The 16961-nt window shown below is 71.1% G+C and carries 19 protein-coding genes; 11 read left to right on the top strand and 8 right to left on the bottom strand.

The features are described 5' to 3' along the window. Nucleotides 1-111 precede the first annotated feature (111 nt). From tsf to ACWEVN_RS08850, 4 genes are all read left to right on the top strand, one after another. Nucleotides 112-927 carry a translation elongation factor Ts gene (gene tsf / locus ACWEVN_RS08865; protein WP_310974433.1) on the top strand — a complete coding sequence of 272 codons (816 nt, stop codon included), beginning with the start codon at nucleotides 112-114 and terminating at the stop codon, nucleotides 925-927. A 115-nt stretch (nucleotides 928-1042) separates the two neighbouring features. Further along, nucleotides 1043-1786 (top strand): UMP kinase, encoded by a 744-nt coding sequence (pyrH, locus tag ACWEVN_RS08860; protein ID WP_013223864.1) that lies wholly within the window; start codon nucleotides 1043-1045, stop codon nucleotides 1784-1786. A gap of 48 nt (nucleotides 1787-1834) precedes the next feature. Then, on the top strand, nucleotides 1835-2392 hold the full coding sequence (gene frr, locus ACWEVN_RS08855) for a ribosome recycling factor (RefSeq protein ID WP_003065592.1): 558 nt from the start codon (nucleotides 1835-1837) through the stop codon (nucleotides 2390-2392). Beyond that, complete coding sequence (locus ACWEVN_RS08850; protein ID WP_452050796.1) at nucleotides 2392-3534, top strand: CDP-archaeol synthase; 1143 nt, start codon at nucleotides 2392-2394, stop codon at nucleotides 3532-3534. The genes frr and ACWEVN_RS08850 overlap by 1 nt, the downstream gene beginning before the upstream one ends. Here ACWEVN_RS08850 and ACWEVN_RS08845 read toward each other — a convergent pair. Further along, nucleotides 3531-4376, bottom strand: a complete 846-nt coding sequence (locus ACWEVN_RS08845) for a VOC family protein (RefSeq protein ID WP_449682726.1) — start codon at nucleotides 4374-4376, stop codon at nucleotides 3531-3533. The genes ACWEVN_RS08850 and ACWEVN_RS08845 overlap by 4 nt on opposite strands. A 114-nt stretch (nucleotides 4377-4490) precedes the next feature. Between ACWEVN_RS08845 and ACWEVN_RS08840 the strand changes: the two genes are divergently transcribed. Beyond that, the gene (locus ACWEVN_RS08840) at nucleotides 4491-5297 is read left to right on the top strand and encodes a class I SAM-dependent methyltransferase (protein ID WP_449682846.1); all 807 of its coding nucleotides are present in this window, start codon (nucleotides 4491-4493) and stop codon (nucleotides 5295-5297) included. Here ACWEVN_RS08840 and ACWEVN_RS08835 read toward each other — a convergent pair. After that, a complete protein-coding gene (locus tag ACWEVN_RS08835; protein WP_449682727.1) occupies nucleotides 5240-5857 on the bottom strand; it encodes a PadR family transcriptional regulator in 618 nt (205 codons plus the stop codon). The genes ACWEVN_RS08840 and ACWEVN_RS08835 overlap by 58 nt on opposite strands. A gap of 104 nt (nucleotides 5858-5961) precedes the next feature. Here ACWEVN_RS08835 and ACWEVN_RS08830 point away from each other — a divergent pair, with 104 nt between their 5' ends. Next, nucleotides 5962-6447 (top strand): Lrp/AsnC family transcriptional regulator, encoded by a 486-nt coding sequence (locus ACWEVN_RS08830; RefSeq protein ID WP_310974429.1) that lies wholly within the window; start codon nucleotides 5962-5964, stop codon nucleotides 6445-6447. Nucleotides 6448-6554: 107 nt separating this feature from the next. Then, nucleotides 6555-8849 (top strand): transketolase-like TK C-terminal-containing protein, encoded by a 2295-nt coding sequence (locus ACWEVN_RS08825; RefSeq protein ID WP_452050795.1) that lies wholly within the window; start codon nucleotides 6555-6557, stop codon nucleotides 8847-8849. Here ACWEVN_RS08825 and ACWEVN_RS08820 read toward each other — a convergent pair. Further along, complete coding sequence (locus ACWEVN_RS08820) at nucleotides 8842-9414, bottom strand: hypothetical protein (protein WP_452050794.1); 573 nt, start codon at nucleotides 9412-9414, stop codon at nucleotides 8842-8844. The genes ACWEVN_RS08825 and ACWEVN_RS08820 overlap by 8 nt on opposite strands. 150 nt (nucleotides 9415-9564) lie before the next feature. Between ACWEVN_RS08820 and rlmN the strand changes: the two genes are divergently transcribed. Genes rlmN through ACWEVN_RS08805 form a run of 3 tightly spaced genes read left to right on the top strand, consistent with a single transcriptional unit; the run spans nucleotide 9565 to nucleotide 11343 of the window. Next, nucleotides 9565-10671: a 23S rRNA (adenine(2503)-C(2))-methyltransferase RlmN gene (gene rlmN / locus ACWEVN_RS08815; RefSeq protein WP_310974426.1), complete on the top strand. Its 1107-nt coding sequence runs from the start codon at nucleotides 9565-9567 to the stop codon at nucleotides 10669-10671. A gap of 32 nt (nucleotides 10672-10703) precedes the next feature. Further along, on the top strand, nucleotides 10704-10970 hold the full coding sequence (locus ACWEVN_RS08810) for a hypothetical protein (protein ID WP_449682730.1): 267 nt from the start codon (nucleotides 10704-10706) through the stop codon (nucleotides 10968-10970). 52 nt (nucleotides 10971-11022) lie between these two features. Beyond that, the gene (locus ACWEVN_RS08805) at nucleotides 11023-11343 is read left to right on the top strand and encodes a hypothetical protein (RefSeq protein ID WP_452050793.1); all 321 of its coding nucleotides are present in this window, start codon (nucleotides 11023-11025) and stop codon (nucleotides 11341-11343) included. Here ACWEVN_RS08805 and ACWEVN_RS08800 read toward each other — a convergent pair. The 4 genes from ACWEVN_RS08800 to ACWEVN_RS08785 form a co-directional block, all read right to left on the bottom strand. Then, a complete protein-coding gene (locus tag ACWEVN_RS08800; protein WP_449682732.1) occupies nucleotides 11324-12424 on the bottom strand; it encodes an MAB_1171c family putative transporter in 1101 nt (366 codons plus the stop codon). The genes ACWEVN_RS08805 and ACWEVN_RS08800 overlap by 20 nt on opposite strands. Continuing rightward, on the bottom strand, nucleotides 12421-12936 hold the full coding sequence (locus ACWEVN_RS08795) for a hypothetical protein (RefSeq protein ID WP_449682847.1): 516 nt from the start codon (nucleotides 12934-12936) through the stop codon (nucleotides 12421-12423). The genes ACWEVN_RS08800 and ACWEVN_RS08795 overlap by 4 nt, the downstream gene beginning before the upstream one ends. 109 nt (nucleotides 12937-13045) lie before the next feature. Beyond that, on the bottom strand, nucleotides 13046-14998 hold the full coding sequence (locus ACWEVN_RS08790) for a molybdopterin-containing oxidoreductase family protein (protein WP_452050797.1): 1953 nt from the start codon (nucleotides 14996-14998) through the stop codon (nucleotides 13046-13048). Next, complete coding sequence (locus tag ACWEVN_RS08785; RefSeq protein ID WP_452050792.1) at nucleotides 14995-15270, bottom strand: hypothetical protein; 276 nt, start codon at nucleotides 15268-15270, stop codon at nucleotides 14995-14997. Before ACWEVN_RS08785 ends, ACWEVN_RS08790 begins: the two co-directional genes overlap by 4 nt. Nucleotides 15271-15423: 153 nt before the next feature. On the opposite strand from ACWEVN_RS08785, the gene ACWEVN_RS08780 reads away from it, so the two are divergent. Beyond that, a complete protein-coding gene (locus tag ACWEVN_RS08780; RefSeq protein WP_452050791.1) occupies nucleotides 15424-16509 on the top strand; it encodes a serine hydrolase domain-containing protein in 1086 nt (361 codons plus the stop codon). A 3-nt stretch (nucleotides 16510-16512) separates the two neighbouring features. Here the strand turns inward: ACWEVN_RS08780 and ACWEVN_RS08775 are convergent, their stop codons facing one another. Further along, a complete protein-coding gene (locus ACWEVN_RS08775) occupies nucleotides 16513-16944 on the bottom strand; it encodes a MerR family transcriptional regulator (RefSeq protein ID WP_449682735.1) in 432 nt (143 codons plus the stop codon). Between the last annotated feature and the right edge of the window lie 17 nt (nucleotides 16945-16961).

Below are 16961 nucleotides of genomic sequence, written 5' to 3'. Positions count from 1 at the left end.
TCTCTTCCTATCTCTCCTTTTCCACCACCCGCCGGTGCGCCCGCGCCCCGGGGGCCCGGCCGCACGGGTGTAGCAACCCACAGATTTCCTGCAAAGGACGGATTTACCAGAATGGCGAACTACACCGCCGCTGACGTGAAGCGCCTGCGCGAGATGACCGGCGCCGGCATGATGGACTGCAAGAAGGCCCTCGAGGAGAACGGCGGCGACTTCGACAAGGCCGTCGAGTTCCTCCGGATCAAGGGCGCCAAGGACGTCGGCAAGCGTGCCGAGCGCGCCACCGCCGAGGGCCTGGTCACCGGCGACGGCGGCGTCCTCATCGAGCTCGACTCCGAGACCGACTTCGTCGCGAAGAACGCCGACTTCCAGGCGCTCGCCGCGAAGATCGTCGAGGTCGCGAAGTCGCTCAAGACCTCCGACGTCGAGGCGCTCAAGGGTGCCGAGCTCGACGGCAAGACCGTCAACGAGGTCGTCCAGGAACTGTCCGCCCGCATCGGCGAGAAGCTCGAGCTGCGCCGCGTCGTGGCCTTCGAGGGCCAGACCGCGACCTACCTGCACCGCCGCGGCTCCGACCTGCCGCCGGCCGTCGGTGTGCTCGTCGAGTTCACCGGTGACGACGCCGAGGCCGCTCGCGGGGCTGCCATGCAGGTCGCCGCGCTGCGTGCGAAGTACCTGACCCGCGACGAGGTGCCGGCCGACATCGTCGAGAACGAGCGCCGCATCGCCGAGCAGACCGCCCGCGAGGAAGGCAAGCCGGAGCAGGCCATGCCGAAGATCATCGAGGGCAAGGTCAACGCCTACTACAAGGACAACGTGCTGCTCGAGCAGCCGTCGGTCAAGGACAACAAGAAGACCGTGAAGGCCCTGCTGGACGAGGCCGGCGTGACGCTGACCAAGTTCGCGCGCTTCGAGGTCGGCCAGGCCTGAGGCCAGGTCCGGGCGTAGGTTTCACCCAGTGCCCCGTCTCCGTCCAATCGGGGACGGGGCACTGTCAGGTCTGGATATGACAAAAACAGGTCGAGAGGCCTAGGAGGCGACATAGATGGGTGACCGGGTCGAAGGTGGCTACCGGCGGGTGCTGCTGAAACTGGGCGGCGAGATGTTCGGCGGTGGTTCGATCGGCGTCGATCCCGACGTCGTGCACTCGGTCGCGCAGCAGATCGCCGACGTCGCCCGCACCGGTGTCCAGGTCGCGGTCGTGATCGGCGGCGGCAACTACTTCCGCGGCGCCGAGCTGTCGCAGCGCGGCATGGACCGCGACCGCGCCGACTACATGGCGATGCTGGGCACCGTGATGAACTGCCTGGCACTGCAGGACTTCCTGGAGAAGGAGGGCCTGCCCACCCGCGTGCAGACCGCCATCACGATGGGCCAGGTCGCCGAGCCCTACATCCCGCGCCGCGCTGAGCGGCACCTGGAGAAGGGCCGCGTCGTGATCTTCGGCGCCGGGGTCGGCATGCCGTACTTCTCCACCGACACCGCGGCCGCGCAGCGGGCGCTCGAGCTGGGCTGCGAAGCCGTGCTGATGGCGAAGGCCGTCGACGGCGTCTACACCGCGGACCCGAAGGCCGACCCCACCGCCGAGATGTTCCGCGAGATCACCCACCGCGAGGTGCTGGAGCGGGACCTCAAGGTCGCCGACGCGACGGCGTTCAGCCTTTGCATGGACAACAACATGCCGATCATCGTGTTCAACCTGCTCACCGAGGGGAACATCGCCCGCGCGGTGAGTGGTGAAAGAATCGGCACGTTGGTCAGCACCCCCACTGCCGGGGTGCCGGCCTAGACCTGCTGGGATCAGCAAGCGCCACCCATCACAACTACGGGAGTGACCGTGATCGACGAGACCCTCCTCGATGCCGAGGAGAAGATGGAAAAAGCGGTGTCCGTCGCCAAGGACGAGCTGCAGTCGGTTCGCACCGGCCGGGCTTCGTCGGCGATGTTCTCGCGGATCGTCGTCGAGTACTACGGCTCGCCGACCCCGCTGAACCAGCTGGCCAGCGTGAACGTGCCGGAAGCGCGGATGGCGCTCATCAAGCCGTACGACCAGTCGCAGCTCGGCGCGATCGAGAAGGCGATCCGGGAGTCGGACCTTGGGGTCAACCCGAGCAACGACGGGCAGGTCATCCGCATCGTCATCCCGCAGCTCACCGAGGAGCGGCGCAAGGAGATGGTGAAGGTCGCGAAGGGCAAGGGCGAGGACGCCCGGGTCTCGATCCGCAGCGTCCGCCGCAAGGCCAAGGACGAGCTGGACCGCATCGCCAAGGACGGCGAGGCCGGTGAAGACGACGTCGCGCGCGCGGAGAAGGAACTGCAGAACCTGACCGACACCTACGTGCACAAAGTCGACGAGCTGGTCAAGCACAAGGAAGCCGAGCTGCTCGAGGTCTGATGGCACAGGTGAGCGAGGAACGCGAGGACCGGGTGGACGCCACCGGAGCACAGCCGGCGGCCGCGCCCGGGACGCCGGAGCCGGGCGAAGCCGGCCCCCCGGCCACGCCGGACTTCCCGGGCGAGGGCGGGGCTTCGGCGACCTCGGAAACCGGCCGGGCCGCGGGGACGCCGGTCGTGCCGGAGACTTCGGAGGCCGGCGAACCGGCCCGGTTGTCGGCCGCCGGGACCACCGCTGCGGAACCGCCTGCGGCCTCGGCCGAGGGCACTCCCGCGGACCCGGAGACGGGGGCGTCGGACACGCCGGCGCCGCCCGAGGCGGTCAAGAGGGCCTCCAAGGCCGGGCGGAACCTGCCCGCGGCCATCGGGGTCGCCCTTCTGCTCGGGGCCGCGATCATCGTTTCGCTGCTCACCGTTCGCTACCTCTTCATCGGGATCATCGCGATCGCGATCGCGGTCGGCACCTTCGAATTCGCCGGGGTGCTGCGCCGGGTCGCCGACATCCGGGTCGCGATGATCCCGGTGCTCGTCGGCGGGCAGGCGATGATCTGGCTCGCCTGGCCGTTCGGGCGGGAAGGCGCGCTCACCGCGTTCGTCCTCACTGTGCTCGCCTGCCTGCTCTGGCGGCTGCCCGGTGGGGCGAAGGGATACCTGCGCGACATCAGCGCGTCCACCTTCGCCGCCGCGTACCTGCCGCTCTTCGGGGCCTTCGCGGCGATGCTCGTGCCGCCGGAGGACGGCGTCGGGCGGGTGCTCACCTTCCTGATCGGCGTCGTCGCGTCGGACACCGGTGGCTACATCGCCGGCGTGCTAGGCGGCAAGCACCCGATGGCGCCGACCATCAGCCCGAAGAAGACTTGGGAAGGCTTCGCCGGCTCGGTGATCGGCGGCGTCGTCGCCGGGGCGCTCACCCTCAGCCTGCTGCTCGACGGCCACGTCTGGCAGGGCGTGATCTTCGGTGTGGCCATCGTGCTGACCGCGACCTTGGGCGACCTCGTCGAGTCGCTGATCAAGCGCGATCTCGGCGTCAAGGACATGGGCACGCTCCTGCCCGGGCACGGCGGGATCATGGACCGGCTCGACTCGCTGCTGCCGTCGGCCGTCGTGTCCTGGCTGCTGCTTTCGGCGTTCGTGCCGGTTTAGTCGTCGTAGGGGTCGTCGACCTCCGCGCGGCCCCAGCCTTCGGTGACGCGCGAGTGGTCGATCACCGCGAATACCGCTCCCTCGGGGTCGGCGAGGATCGACATCCGGCCGAACGGCGTGTCGTACGGCTGGATCACGACCGTGCCGCCGTGCATGATCGCTTCGCCCGCGACTGCGTCGACCCCGCGGGCCGGGTCGATGTCGAAATACACGAGCCAGTGCGGCGGGGTGTCGCGGCTGTACTCCGAACCCATCACGTACCGGTACAGCACCGGTTCGTGCTCGATGAGCCATTCGACGTAGTCCAGCATCTCGCCGTCGCCGATCTGATGGCTGCCGTAGGTGAACAGCTTGGTGTAGAAGTGATCCGCCGCGACGCCGTCGTGGGTGTTGAGGTCCGCGCCGCTGAAGGTGTTCGGGATGCCGGTGACGAACTCCCAGTTCGGCGGCACCTCCCAGAACACCACCGGCGCGCCGCACGCGTCGAGGGCGTGCATGATCGTGCCGCGGTCCGGGATCGCCACCGGCCCGAGCGTGATCCGCCCGCCGAGGTGCTCCACCCACTCGGCCGCGCTCGCGGTGTGCGGCACGGAAATGTGCGGCATCCACCCCAGCGGCGCGCCCTGGACCGCGCGGTAGAGCCCGCCGACCGGGAGGCCGTTGAGCGCGCCGATGGAGTAGCGGCCGTCGGACGTCGCCGGATCTCGCTGAGTGGTGTACTCCCAGCCGAAGAGGGCACCGTAGAATCTTTCCGCCACGGCCTGCTCCCGGCAGGCCAGCTCGATCCAGCACGGAATTCCGGCCGGGACCGGGGACGGGGTACTGGACGGGCCGATTGCCATGGGTGCTCCTCCCGATACCCACCGGATTCTAGGCGTGATCCGTGAGTTTTCCGCCAAGAATTCGCCACCATGCGGGCACGGCCCGGCGACGAGGACCCGGAAGGAGCAGCGGGGGTGCGGTGGTCGTCGCGGCGCACGGAGGTCGTGCCGAGCCCCAACATCTGGTACTACCAGGCCGATTACGAGCTGGAGAACCGCGCGCAGGACAGCGGCGGGGAGATCTGGCGGGTGCTGCGGGAGGAGCACGACTGGGCCGGTCTGGACGTGCTGGACGTCGGCTGTGGTGACGGGTTTCACTTGCCGCGCTTCGCCCGGGACGCGCGCTCGGTGCTCGGAGTGGAGCCACACGAGCCGTTGGTGCGGAGCGCGCTGAAGCGCATCGAGGGACTGTCGAACGTGGACGTCCGGATGGGCCGCGCGCAGCGGCTGCCGGTCCGCAGCGCGAGTGTCGACATCGTCCACGCGCGCACTGCGTACTTCTTCGGGCCCGGCTGCGAGCCCGGGCTGGCGGAGGCGGAACGGGTGCTGCGGCCGGGCGGCGCGATCCTGATCGTCGACCTGGACGTCACCAGCGAGCCCTACGGCCGCTGGATGCGCGCCGACCTACCGCACTACGACCCGGGCGCCGTGGAACGGTTCTTCGCCCGGGCCGGGTTCGGCTGCCGCCGCGTCGCGACCGAATGGCGTTTCGCGACCGCCGCGGACCTCGAAGCGGTGCTGAAGATCGAGTTCAGCCGGCCGGTCGCCGAACAGGCGATCGCGGAGTCCTTGCAGCGTAACGGGAATCGCGCCGAGGACCTGACGTTGCCGGTGGGCTACCGCGTCCACGCGCGGGTCAAGCCCACCGGCCTCGTCCTGCCTGGTCACTCCGCCTTCTCCGGCGAAGCGGACTCGTCCTCGTCCTCGCCGAGGATGCCGTAGAGCGAGCGCCGGGCGTCGTTGAGGACCTCGGCCGCGCGGGCCTGCTGGCTCTCGGAGCCCGCGCGCATGATCTGCACGACGGCGGCGGCCAGGTTCTTGCCCGCCTTCGCGAGCCCGACCTCGACCGGGTCGACGTCCTGCGCGATCTGCTCCCACGGCGGGGTGCTGTCCTGCTCTTCCGCGGCGGTGCGGCCGGCGTCGGTCAGCTCGAACAGCTTCTTGCCGTTCTCGTCCTTGCTGATCACCAGGCCTTCGTCGGCCAGCATCTGCAGGGTCGGGTAGACCGAGCCCGGGCTCGGGCGCCAGAAGCCGCCGGAGCGTTCGCCGATCTCGCGGATGATCTCGTAGCCGTGCCGGGGCTGCTCGGCGAGCAGCGCCAGGATCGCGGCGCGGACGTCACCGCGGCGGCTGCGCCGTCCGCCGTGACCCCGCCGGTGCGGGCCGTGGCCGCGACCGCGTCCACCGGGGCCGAAGCCCGGGGGGAATTCGCCGAAACCACCGAAGGGCCCGAAAGGTGCGCGCCCACGTTCGTGAGCGAAGGGGTGTCGTTGCCTACGCATGTCATGTTCCTTTCTCGAACTGTTGCGACACGTTCACGATATATCGAAAACGGTCGCCTGGCAACCGGTCTTCGGTGACGCCGGTCACCTGGGAAGATCGGCGGGTGCCGGAAACCATCGACGAGATCGACGCGCGCCTGCTCCAGGCGCTGGGGGAGGACCCGCGGTCCACGGCGGTCGCGCTGGCCGAGCGGCTGGGCCTGTCCCGCAACACGGTGCAGGCCCGGCTCGTGCGGCTGGAGCAGCGCGGCGTCCTAAGGTCGTTCGAGCGCCGCATCGACCCGGCGCGGCTGGGCTACCCGCTGCGGGCGTTCGTCAACGCGCAGGTCGACCAGCGGCGCCTCGCCGAGATCGGCACCGCCCTCGCCGCGATCCCCGAGGTCACCGAGGTGTGCGGGCTGACCGGGGCCAGCGACCTGATGGTGCAGGTCGTGGCCGTCGACGCCGACGATCTGTACCGGATCGCCGGCCACATCCTGGCCTCGCCCGGCGTGGAGCGGACGAACATCTCGCTCGTCATGCGCGAGCTCGTCCCGTACCGGCTGGCGCCCCTCCTGGAGCGCGTGCATTCTGCGCAGCCGGAGGCCTGAGTCCTCGGGATCCGGTGCGCATTCTGCGCACCTGCGGCGGCATCGGTTGTGCGATGCGTCCACCAGTGCTGTCCTGGTGTGCGCTTCCTGCACGAAAGGTGTCGACGATGACCCATGCCCCCGTGACCGCCCCGGCGCTCACCGCGATCGAGCAGCGGGTCCTCTGGCTCGCCACCGCGATCGTGCACCAGGCCAACCGGGTCCGGCCGAACCCGTCCGGGCTCAAGGTGGGCGGGCACCAGGCGTCGTGCGCGTCGCTGGTCTCGATCATGACGTCGCTGTGGTTCCGGCACCTGCGCCCCGAAGACCGTGTCTCGGTGAAGCCGCACGCGTCGCCGGTGCTCCACGCGATCAACTACCTGCTCGGCGAGCTGGACGAGGCCTACCTGCCGACGCTGCGCGAGTTCGGTGGCCTGCAGAGCTACCCGAGCCGCGCCAAGGACCCCGACCCCGTCGACTACTCGACCGGCTCGGTCGGCATCGGCGCCACCGCCCCGATCTGGGGTGCGCTGGCCCGCCGCTACCTGACCACGCGCGGCTCCGACGCGGGCACCGGGCGGCAGTACTCGCTGGTCGGCGACGCCGAACTCGACGAAGGCGCGATCTGGGAGGCTATCCTCGACCCGGCCGTCGCCGAGCTCGGCGAGATCGTCTGGATCGTCGACCTCAACCGCCAGTCGCTCGACCGGGTGGTCCCGAACATCGCGGCCGGGCGGCTGCAGGGCATGTTCGACGCGGCCGGCTGGCAGGTGCTGACCCTGAAGTACGGGCGGCTGCTGGAGGAGCTGTTCACCCGGCCCGGCGGCGCCGAGCTGCGCGCCCGCATCGACGGCATGCCGAACCCCGAGTACCAGCGGCTGTTGCGCTGCGACGCCGCCCAGGTGCGCGACCGGCTGCCCGCGGGGAACGCCGCTTTGGGCGAGCTGGTCGCCTCGCTGGACGACGAGACGCTGCTGGCCGCGATCCGGAACCTCGGCGGCCACGACCTCGGCTCGCTCGACGAGGTCTTCGCGTCCATTGCGGACGACCGGCCGACGGTGATCTTCTGCTACACCGTCAAAGGTCGCGGCCTGCCCACGCAGGGGCACCCGCAGAACCACTCCTCGCTGCTGACCGTGGCCCAGATGGAAGAGCTGGCTGCTTCGCTGGGTACGGACCTCGCTTCGCCGTGGGAGGGCTTCGCTGCCGGGTCGCCCGAAGCCGCGTTGTGCGCTGAAGTCGCTTCGCGCCTTCGCCGTCCGGACGTTCCTTCGGCGCCTTCGCTGGACCTGCCGGTCGACATCGGACGTACACCGTCCGGGACCGCGACGACGCAGGCAGCGCTCGGGCGCGTCTTGCTCGATCTGACGCGCGAAGCGCCCGAAGCGGCGAAGCGCGTGGTGACGGTCAGCCCCGACGTCAGCTCGACGACCAACCTCGGCGGCTGGGTCAACAAGGTCGGCGTCTGGTCGGCGACCGAGCGCCGCGACTGGTTCGAGGACGACCCCGAGACGATCATGCACTGGCGGGAGAAGCCGACCGGCCAGCACGTCGAGCTGGGCATCGCCGAGACGAACCTGGTCGGCCTCCTGGGCGAGCTCGGCGCGACCTGGAGCCGCTGGGGCGAGCCGCTGCTGCCCATCGGCGTCATGTACGACCCGTTCGTCGAGCGCGCGCTGGAACCGTGGTCGTTCGGCATCTACGCGGGCGGGCAGTCGATCCTGATCGGGACGCCGTCCGGTGTCACGCTCGCCCCGGAAGGCGGCGCGCACCAGTCGATCACCACGCCGTCGATCGGCATCGAGCAGCCCGGCTGCGTCAGCTACGAACCGGCGTTCGCGATCGACACCGAGTGGACGCTGCTGGCCGCGCTCGGCCGGCTCGGCAAGCCCGGCGGGACGTCGTCGTACTTCCGGCTCTCGACGCGCCCGGTCGACCAGACGCTCGCCCACGTGCCCGCCGACCCGGCCGCGCGCGAACGTCGTCGCCGTCAGGTCGTGGCGGGCGCGTACCTGCTGCGGCGCGCCGCTTCACCTGCCGTCACGCTCGCCGCGATGGGTGCGCTGGTGCCGGACACCTTGGCGGCGGCCGAGCGGCTGGCGCAGGTCGGCGTCGAGGCGGACGTCGTCTGCGTGACCAGCCCGGGCCTGTTGTTCGAGGCTCTCCAGGCGCGGTCGGGCCGGGGCGGCGCCGAGTCGTGGATCCTGGACCAGGTCTTCCCGGCTTCGCGGGCCAAGCCGCTGGTGACGGTGCTCGACGGGCATCCGCACACGCTGGCGTTCCTGGCCGGGATCAACCGGGTGCCGTCGGTCGCGCTCGGCGTCACCGGCTTCGGGCAGTCGGGGTCGCTGGAGGACGTCTACCGCTACCACGGCATCGACACGGACGCGATCATCCGGGCCGCACTCGACGCCGTCAGCTGAAGGTGGCGCCGGCGAGCAGGGTGTCCATCTTGGCGTCCCAGCCGGGGAAGGACCCGTACTGGACGACCAGGACCTTGCTCGTCGGCAGCCACCACATCCGGACCTGGTTGTTCTGCGCCGAGTTCTCGCAGGTGACCTGCCAGCGGCCGTACTCGGCCTTCTTGGGCCCGATCGGCGCGAAGCCGGAGTCGAGGAGCTTGCTGTCCTTGGCGCCCGAGGCCTTCCCGGGCGGCGAAGCGGGCGTGATGCAGGTCGGCAGATCGGTGCCGGTGTACCAGCCGAAGGGCCGCTTCGTGCTCGGCGGGTTGATCGGGGCATCGGGGTCCGTCTTGCGCAGGTCCAGAACGCGCGCTTCGCAGACCGCGGTGCCTTCGGCGATGCAGCCGTCGAGCAGGCCGTCCGGGCTGTGCTCGGTGTAGGTCGCGCCCGCCGGCAGAGGCAGGTGCAGGGCGCCGACGTTCGCCTGCGGCCCGCTCGGCTTCGCGGGCACGTTCTCCGCCGGGGTGCTGCAGGCGGTGACGCCCAGGGTGAGGGCGACAACCAGGACAAGGTGCCGGAGGGACACGCGCTCACCTCTCTCGTCGGACGCGGTGCACGGTGGATCATCCCTGTGGGTGACCCGGCCCCGCCGACCGGGGGCGGCCCGTGACCTGGGGTACACCTGGTGGGGGCGCCACGGGCAGCCCCGGCGGGCGCGTGGGACACTGGTCCGGTTATGACTGCCCTTCCCCTCGTCTTCGACGCGCCCAAGCGCGGCCTGCCGCCGCGTCACCTCGCCGACCTTTCGGTGTCCGAGCGTGCGGATGCCGTCGCCGAGCTGGGGGAGAAGCCGTTCCGCGCGAAGCAGCTGTCGAACCACTACTTCTCCCGTCTGACCGTGGACCCGGAGGAGATGACGGACATCCCGGCGGCTTCGCGCGCGCGGCTCGTCGAGTCGCTGATGCCGACGCTGCTGACCGAGGTCCGCGCCCTGGCGGCCGACAACGGCGCGACGCGCAAAACGCTGTGGCGCGCCCACGACGGCACGCTCCTGGAGAGCGTCCTGATGCGGTACCCGGACCGCGCGACGCTGTGCATCTCGAGCCAGGCGGGCTGCGGCATGGCGTGCCCGTTCTGCGCGACGGGCCAGGGCGGCCTGGACCGCAACCTGTCGACGGCGGAGATCGTCGACCAGGTCCGTTCGGCGGCGGCGGTCATGCGCGACGGCACGATGCCCGGCGGGCCCGGCCGGCTGTCGAACATCGTCTTCATGGGGATGGGCGAGCCGCTGGCCAACTACAAGCGGGTGGTGGCGGCGGTGCGGCGGATCACCGATCCCGCTCCTGGCGGCCTGGGGATCGGGCAGCGTTCGGTGACCGTGTCGACGGTGGGTCTGGCGCCGGCGATCCGCAAGCTGGCGGACGAGAAGATGCAGGTGCGGCTGGCGGTGTCGCTGCACACGCCGGACGACGAACTGCGGGACACGCTGGTGCCGGTGAACAACCGGTGGTCGGTGGACGAGGTGCTTTCGGCGGCGCGGTACTACGCCGATACCTCCGGTCGCCGGGTGTCGATCGAGTACGCGCTGATCCGGGACATCAACGACCAGCCGTGGCGGGCCGAGCTGCTCGCGAAGCGGTTGCGGCAGCACCTGGGGCAGCTGGTGCACGTGAACGTGATCCCGCTGAACCCGACGCCGGGCAGCAAGTGGGATGCGTCGCCGAAGCCGGTGGAGCGGGAGTTCGTGCGGCTGGTGAACGCCGGGGGAGTAGCGTGCACGGTGCGTGACACGCGCGGCCAGGAGATCGCCGCCGCCTGCGGGCAGCTTGCTGCCGAAGGCTGAGTTTTCGTTTCGGTTATGGAGAAATCGTCGTGATGTATGCGCCCAGCCTGCTGGACCCGGCTGCGGAATCGTTGAAACTGTCGGACTTCACCGGCGCCACGGACGTCGCCCGCCAGGCGCGGACGCTGCTCGGCGAGCGGTTCAGCTCGGTGACGTTCATGTACGTCCTGATGCGGGCGTACGAGGTCGAGTACAACGCGGCGCGCGACGCTTCGCGGTGGCACGAGTTCCACGGCGGCCCGCGGGCGCTTTCGGATGCCGATCTGGAGAAGCTGCTCGCTCCGTGGCTTGCCCGCTGACCGGCACGAATGGCGGCAGACACCCCGCGGCCGCGGTGTTAGAACGGTAGGCATGCCGCATCGGATTGCTCGATACGCCACGGTCGCTGTCGGGGTTGTCGCACTGAGCGGCGCCGGGGTTGCTCCCGCGCACGCCGTCAGTGGCCCGATCCGGAGCTTCACCTTCAGCGGGACCACGCTGACCGCGGTCAACCAGTATTCCTACTTCCCGCTCGGGCCCATCATCCCGTTGCCCGTCTCGATTTCGCGGCTTGCCGACGGTGGCGCGCAGGTCGTGGCCAGCGGCAAGGGTGTCGTGCAGTACGTGTGCCAGGGGACGGCGATCACCACCTACACCGCCAACGGCGCGGAACTCACCGTGCCGTGCGGCTGACCGGGGACGCCAGGGACTCCGACAACGTGACCAGCTCGCGGGCGTCCTCGTCCAGGCTGCCGCCGTCCGGGATGGCGATCGGCATCGGCTCCTCCGGGACCTGGTCCCGGCGGGCGTGGGCGCGCAACGCCTCCGTCAGCCGGTCCGGTAACGGCCCTTCCAGGCGAGCCACATACGGGCTGATCCGGACCAGTCCGTCGCGGCATTCGATCACCCTGCGGTAGTACCGGCGGTGGACGCCCAGGACGCTCAGCGTGTCCCAGTGGCCCCGCGGGGTGCGGCTCAGTGCGTCCTCCGGGAAGGCCTCGTGCAGCTTTGTCCACAGAGGACGGAGGCGGTGGTACGTGCGCAGGTGCTGCCACCACACCCTGGCCGCCGCCAGGCGGGTGGCGACGCCGGGGTAGGACAGACCCACCACGAGCAGGATCGCGCTCGGGAACACCAGGAACACCGTGCCCTGCACCAGCAGCCAGGGGATCGCCGCGCCCGTCCAGCGGACCAGGACCACCGCGATCAGGGTCGCTCCGCCCAACGCGCCGATCGCGAAACCCACCGACGCCACCGACAACCCCCGCGCCAGCCGCGGGGCCGCGCCGCGCGCGTAGCGGCGTGCGAAGAAGCAGGCGCTCGCGATGCCGTACGTGAGGTACAGGTCCGCCGCGAGGTAGAAGACCGATACCGCGGCCCGGGGGTACTGCGCCGGCGGGACGTCCGGCATGAGCACTGTCACCGTGGCCATCACCAGGATCGCCGTGGCCAGCGGAATCAGTTCCAGCAGCGCGCGGCGCCGGGCCCGCGCGGCCGGGAGGGCCGAGAACAGGAAGAAACACGCCAGGGAAAAGACCAGCCCGCACAGGAAGATGTGCTGGAACAGCAGCGGCACGATCCGCCCCGGGTCCGGCTGGTTGACGTCGCCCGCCAGCAGGCCCAGCGGGTACGCGGCCGCGAAGCAGGCCAGGCACGCGGTGACCATCCAGCGCGCGATGTCGCCCGGTGCGCGTGTCAGCTGGTAGATCTTCCACAGCAGCGCCGGGAACAGGATGACGCCCTGGAGCACGATCAGCGTGACTTTGCTGTTCACAGCCAGCCCAGCCGTTCGTCGAGCGCCGCGTCGATCCGCCGGGCGGCGCCCTCGTCCGACGACGGCGGTGCCACCCGGTCGAGGACCGAGGCCCACTCCAGGATGATCGTCGCCACCGTCTCGGCCTCTCGCTCGTGGTCGGTGTCGTAGGACGTGCGCAGCAGGGCGCGCCGGACTGCCTCCGGTTCCAGGCCCGGCGCGAGCTGGGCGACCAGGTCGGGGTTCTCCGCGGTGGCGCCGTGGCCGGCCAGCATGTGGCCCAGCTCGTGCAGGATGATGTGGCGCTGGTGGGCCTTGCTCGTGTCCTGCTGGTAGACGATGTAGTCGGCCTGGGCGGTGGCGATCCAGGCGCCGAACGGCCCCGGCACCGGGATCCGGTGCGGCAGCAGCCGGATCGGGCGGCCGCGCTGCTCGCCGACGCTGCGGCACAGCTCGAGGACGTCCAGCGGGGGCCGGATGCCCAGTTCGTTCAGCAGCCGCCTGCAGCGGCGCCGCAACTCGCGTTCCTTCACCAGCCGCCTTGCCATCGCCGTCGGAGCACACGGACGGTAGCCCGTTCCACCCTTACGGTAGACGACGGCACCCCGGACGATCATCGCCCGCCCTGGGGACCCGGAGCCGCTAGCCGGTCTCCAGCGCGATCTCGCACAGCGACGCGCGCAACGGCGAACTGCCGCTCACCGGGTCGCTCGGTCCCTGGCTCAGCACGAGGTTGAGGTTGGCGCTGCCCTCGCCGGTGACCGGGTAGCCCGGCTCGCCGAGCCCCGCCGCCGGCTGCCACCAGCCGTGCTGGCCGCACACCACGCCCGGGTCGAGGTTGACGTTGAACTTCGCCCGCGCGCGGACGCTGCCCCGGGGCGTCTCCAGCCGCACCCAGTCGCCGGCGGTGATGCCGCGGGCCGCCGCCGTGTCCGGGTGCAGCTCGACCTGGGGGTCGGGGGCGGACTTGCGCAGGCTCGTGATCGCGCGGTGCTGGGTCTCGCAGAAGAACAGCGACTTGGCGCAGGTCAGGACCAGCGGGTAGCGGGCCGCCAGGTCCGGCCGGGACAGCGGGCCGATCGACGGCTCGTCGTAGGTCGGCAGCGGCGGATAGCCCTTCCGGAGCAGCGTTTCGGAGTACAGCTCGACGACGCCGGAGGGCGTCCGGAAGCCCTGCCGTTCGTACTTGCGGTAAACCGTCTTCAGCGGCAGGCGGATGCCCTCCGGGGTGGCCCGCAGCTGGTCGAGGCTCAGGCCGCTCGGGGCGAGCCGGTGGCGCCAGGCCGCCTCGATGTCGCCGTCGAAGAAATGCTCGCCCAGCCCGAGCGCGACGGCCAGGTCGAAGATGATCCGCAGGTCCGGACGCGCTTCGCCGCGCGGGGCGACCAGCCGACGCCGCAGCTGGACGGTGGCTTGCGCGTCCTGGCCGGTCTCGAACCCGATCCGCAGCGCCTCGGCTTCCCACGCGCTCGTCGCCGGCAGCACGATGTCGGCCTGCTCCGCGGTCGGGCTCATGAACAAGTCCGTGTGCACGAAGAAGTCCAGCGCGCGCAAGGCGTCCCGGCCACGCGCGCTGTCGCCGTGGGCGAGCACCAGGTTGGCGCCGAAGTTGACCAGCGCCCGGGCCCGGTACGGGATACCGTCCAGCGCCGCCCGGTAGAAGTCCTCGCCGGTGACGTACTCGAACCGCGCCGGGCCGAGCGGCCGTTCGCCGACGCCGATGGCCTTGGCCCGCTGCCCGTCCGGCAGCAGCGCCGCCCCGTCGACCGGGTTCGCCGGCACGGGCGTGAACAGCACGTTCCCGCCGGGCACGTCGAGGCAGCCGGTGAGGGCGTACAGCTGGCCGATCGCCCGGACGGTCTGCGTGGCGTTGCTGTGCTGCTCCAGCCCGCTCCAGGTGTAGAACGCGACCGGGCGCGCCTCCCACAGCAGCCGGGCCGCGGCGGTGATCCGGTCCGCGGGGACGCCGGTGATCCGCTCGGCGACGTCCGGGGCGAACCGGGCGCACTCTTCGGCGATGAGGTCCCAGACCCGGCGGGTCGCCACCCCGGCCGGCACCGGTGTGCCGGGGGCCAGCAGCTCGCCGGTGTCGGTCCGGACCGACCACGGCGCGTTGGTCCAGCGTTCGACGAAGTCCGGGTCGTACCAGCCGTTTTCGATCATCTCGTGGGTGATCGCCAGCGCGAGGGCGGCGTCCGTGCCGGGCCGGACGCGCAGCCAGTGGTCGGCCTTGCTCGCCAGGCCGGCCCGGCGCGGGTCCACCACGACGAGCTTCGCGCCCCGCCGCAGTGCCGCCGTCGTCGCGGTGGCGTGCGCGAGCCGGGACACCGACGGGTTGTACCCCCAGTAGAGGACGCAGCCGGCGTGGTCGAGATCGGGCAGGTAGGCGCCGGGCACCGGCTCGCCCCAGGTGTACGTGGTGGCCAGGTGCCGGCCCCAGCCGCACAGTTCCATGTAGCTGACCAGGTTCGGGCTCCCGAAGGCCCGCCGGAGCCGGGTCAGCCAGTCGACCGAGTCGGACATCGCCGACGTCGACGGCGAGGCGCTGCCGAACACGACGGCTTCCGGCCCCGACTCGGCGGCGACCGCCGTCAGCCGCGTCGCGACGGTGGCCAGGGCCTCGTCCCAGCCGATGCGCTCCCAGCCGGGGTCGGCCGCTCCCTTCGGAGCGGTCCGCCGCAGGGGTGCAGCAGCCGGCCGGGGTGCTCGACGATCTCCGGCGCGGCCTTGCCCTTGACGCAGAGGGCCTGCCCGGTGGGGTGGCCGGGCAGCGGGCGCAGGGCGAGCAGGCGCCCGTCCTCGACGGTGGCGGTGGCTCCGCACCGGGACACGCACAGCGGGCAGAAGGTCGCCACTTCGGTCGCCATCGGCGCACCTTTCGATACGTCCGTCCGGAGCATTCATCGTGGCACCGGCGCACCCGGGTGGCGCACTACAAGTTGACAAAGGACTTTTCGTGGGGAATTCGCCGGTTTTAATTCGGTGGCGTGGCCGGGGAAGGCGGAGTTGAGTCCGGTCCCATGGTGCAGGTGCACGGAACGTGCGACGAGCGGTTCGGAGAGGTGCGCGACGCGCTCGCGGAGTCGTTGGCCAAGGACGACGTCGGCGCTTCGGTCGCGGTCGTTTTCCGCGGCGAGCTGGTGGCCGACCTGTGGGGCGGGTACGCCGACGCCGGCCGGACCGTGGCCTGGGAGGAAGACACGATCACCAACGTCTGGTCCACGACCAAGACGATGATCGCCTTGTGCGCCTTGATCCTCGCCGATCGCGGCGAGCTCGACCTCGACGCGCCGCTCGTCCGGTACTGGCCGGAGTTCGGCGCCGCGGACGTCCGCGTGCGGCACGTTCTGTCGCACACGGCGGGGCTGCCCGTCTGGGACACGCCGATCACGCTCGAAGATCTCGGCGACCCGGGCAAAGTCACCGCCTTGCTGGCCGCGCAGAAACCGCGGTGGACGCCCGGGGAAATCGGCTGCTATCACGCGCTCACGCAGGGGTTCCTGCTCGGGGAGATCGTCCGCCGGATCACCGGGAAGACGATCGGCGCGTTCTTCGGCGCAGAAGTCGCCGGGCCGCTGGGCGCCGATTTCCACATCGGACTGCCCGAGCGCCACCACCACCGCGTGGCGCCGTCCCTCGCCCCGCCCGGCGGGCTGACCGTGCCGCCGCCCACCGAACTCTTCGACGCCGCCCCCAATCCCGAGTTCGTGCCCGAGGACACGAACACCGCGGCCTGGCGGCGCGCGGAAATCCCGTCGGGGGCCGGCTACGGCAACGCAAGGTCCGTCGCCCGGGTCCAGTCGGTCCTGTCGGCCGGCGGAGCCGTCGGCGGCGTCCGGCTGCTCTCGCGGGCCGGGTGTGAGCGGGCGCTGGAGGAGCAGTACCACGGTCTCGACTACGGCTTCGGCGTACCGATGCGGTACGGCCTGGGCTACGGCATCAGCGGCCGGAACTGCTTCTGGGGCGGCATGGGCGGTTCGCTGGTGTTCAACGACCTCGACGCCGGCCTCACCGTCGCCTACGCGATGAACCAGATGCTCGACGCCATCGCCGGCGACGGCCGCGGCATGACCATGGTCGGCGCGGCGTACAGCGGCCTGGGGTAGGCGTCAGCGCGGCCGTCCCGGCGCCCAGAGGCCGTCCGCGTCACCTGCCTCCAGGCGGCCCCGGTACACCCCGATCTTCCGGTCGATCAGCTTGAGGTTCTCCTCCAGCTCCGCCAGCCTCGCCAGCACGTCGGCGCGGTGTTCCTCCAGCAGGGCCAGGCGCTCCTGCTCGTTGCCGCGGCCGGCGGCGACCAGGTCCGCGTACCGGCGGATCGTTTTGATCGGCATGCCCGTCGCGCGGAGCTTGGTGCAGATCTTGATCCAGTCCAGGTCGAGCTTGTGGTAGCGGCGCCGGCCGCCGCTGGTGCGGTCGACCTGGGTCACCACCAGGCCCGCTCGTTCGTAGTAGCGCAGCGTGTGGGCGCTGACCCCGGTCCGGCGGGCCGCGTCCGCGATCGACAGGCCCTCCGCGGGGATCGGGTTGACTTCGAGCACGCTCTAAATCCTAGCGT

The sequence above is a fragment of the Amycolatopsis sp. NPDC003861 genome (genome assembly GCF_053605405.1).
This window is presented reverse-complemented; position numbering and strand designations above follow the sequence as displayed.

Excerpts from the sequence above, each read along its gene's own strand:
- tsf (WP_310974433.1), top strand. The coding sequence starts at position 112 with ATGGCGAACTACACCGCCGCTGACGTGAAGCGCCTGCGCGAGATGACC.
- pyrH (WP_013223864.1), top strand. The coding sequence starts at position 1,043 with ATGGGTGACCGGGTCGAAGGTGGCTACCGGCGGGTGCTGCTGAAACTG.
- ACWEVN_RS08850 (WP_452050796.1), top strand. The coding sequence starts at position 2,392 with ATGGCACAGGTGAGCGAGGAACGCGAGGACCGGGTGGACGCCACCGGA.
- ACWEVN_RS08845 (WP_449682726.1), bottom strand. The coding sequence starts at position 4,376 with ATGGCAATCGGCCCGTCCAGTACCCCGTCCCCGGTCCCGGCCGGAATT.
- ACWEVN_RS08835 (WP_449682727.1), bottom strand. The coding sequence starts at position 5,857 with ATGCGTAGGCAACGACACCCCTTCGCTCACGAACGTGGGCGCGCACCT.
- ACWEVN_RS08825 (WP_452050795.1), top strand. The coding sequence starts at position 6,555 with ATGACCCATGCCCCCGTGACCGCCCCGGCGCTCACCGCGATCGAGCAG.
- rlmN (WP_310974426.1), top strand. The coding sequence starts at position 9,565 with ATGACTGCCCTTCCCCTCGTCTTCGACGCGCCCAAGCGCGGCCTGCCG.
- ACWEVN_RS08810 (WP_449682730.1), top strand. The coding sequence starts at position 10,704 with ATGTATGCGCCCAGCCTGCTGGACCCGGCTGCGGAATCGTTGAAACTG.
- ACWEVN_RS08805 (WP_452050793.1), top strand. The coding sequence starts at position 11,023 with ATGCCGCATCGGATTGCTCGATACGCCACGGTCGCTGTCGGGGTTGTC.
- ACWEVN_RS08785 (WP_452050792.1), bottom strand. The coding sequence starts at position 15,270 with ATGGCGACCGAAGTGGCGACCTTCTGCCCGCTGTGCGTGTCCCGGTGC.
- ACWEVN_RS08780 (WP_452050791.1), top strand. The coding sequence starts at position 15,424 with ATGGTGCAGGTGCACGGAACGTGCGACGAGCGGTTCGGAGAGGTGCGC.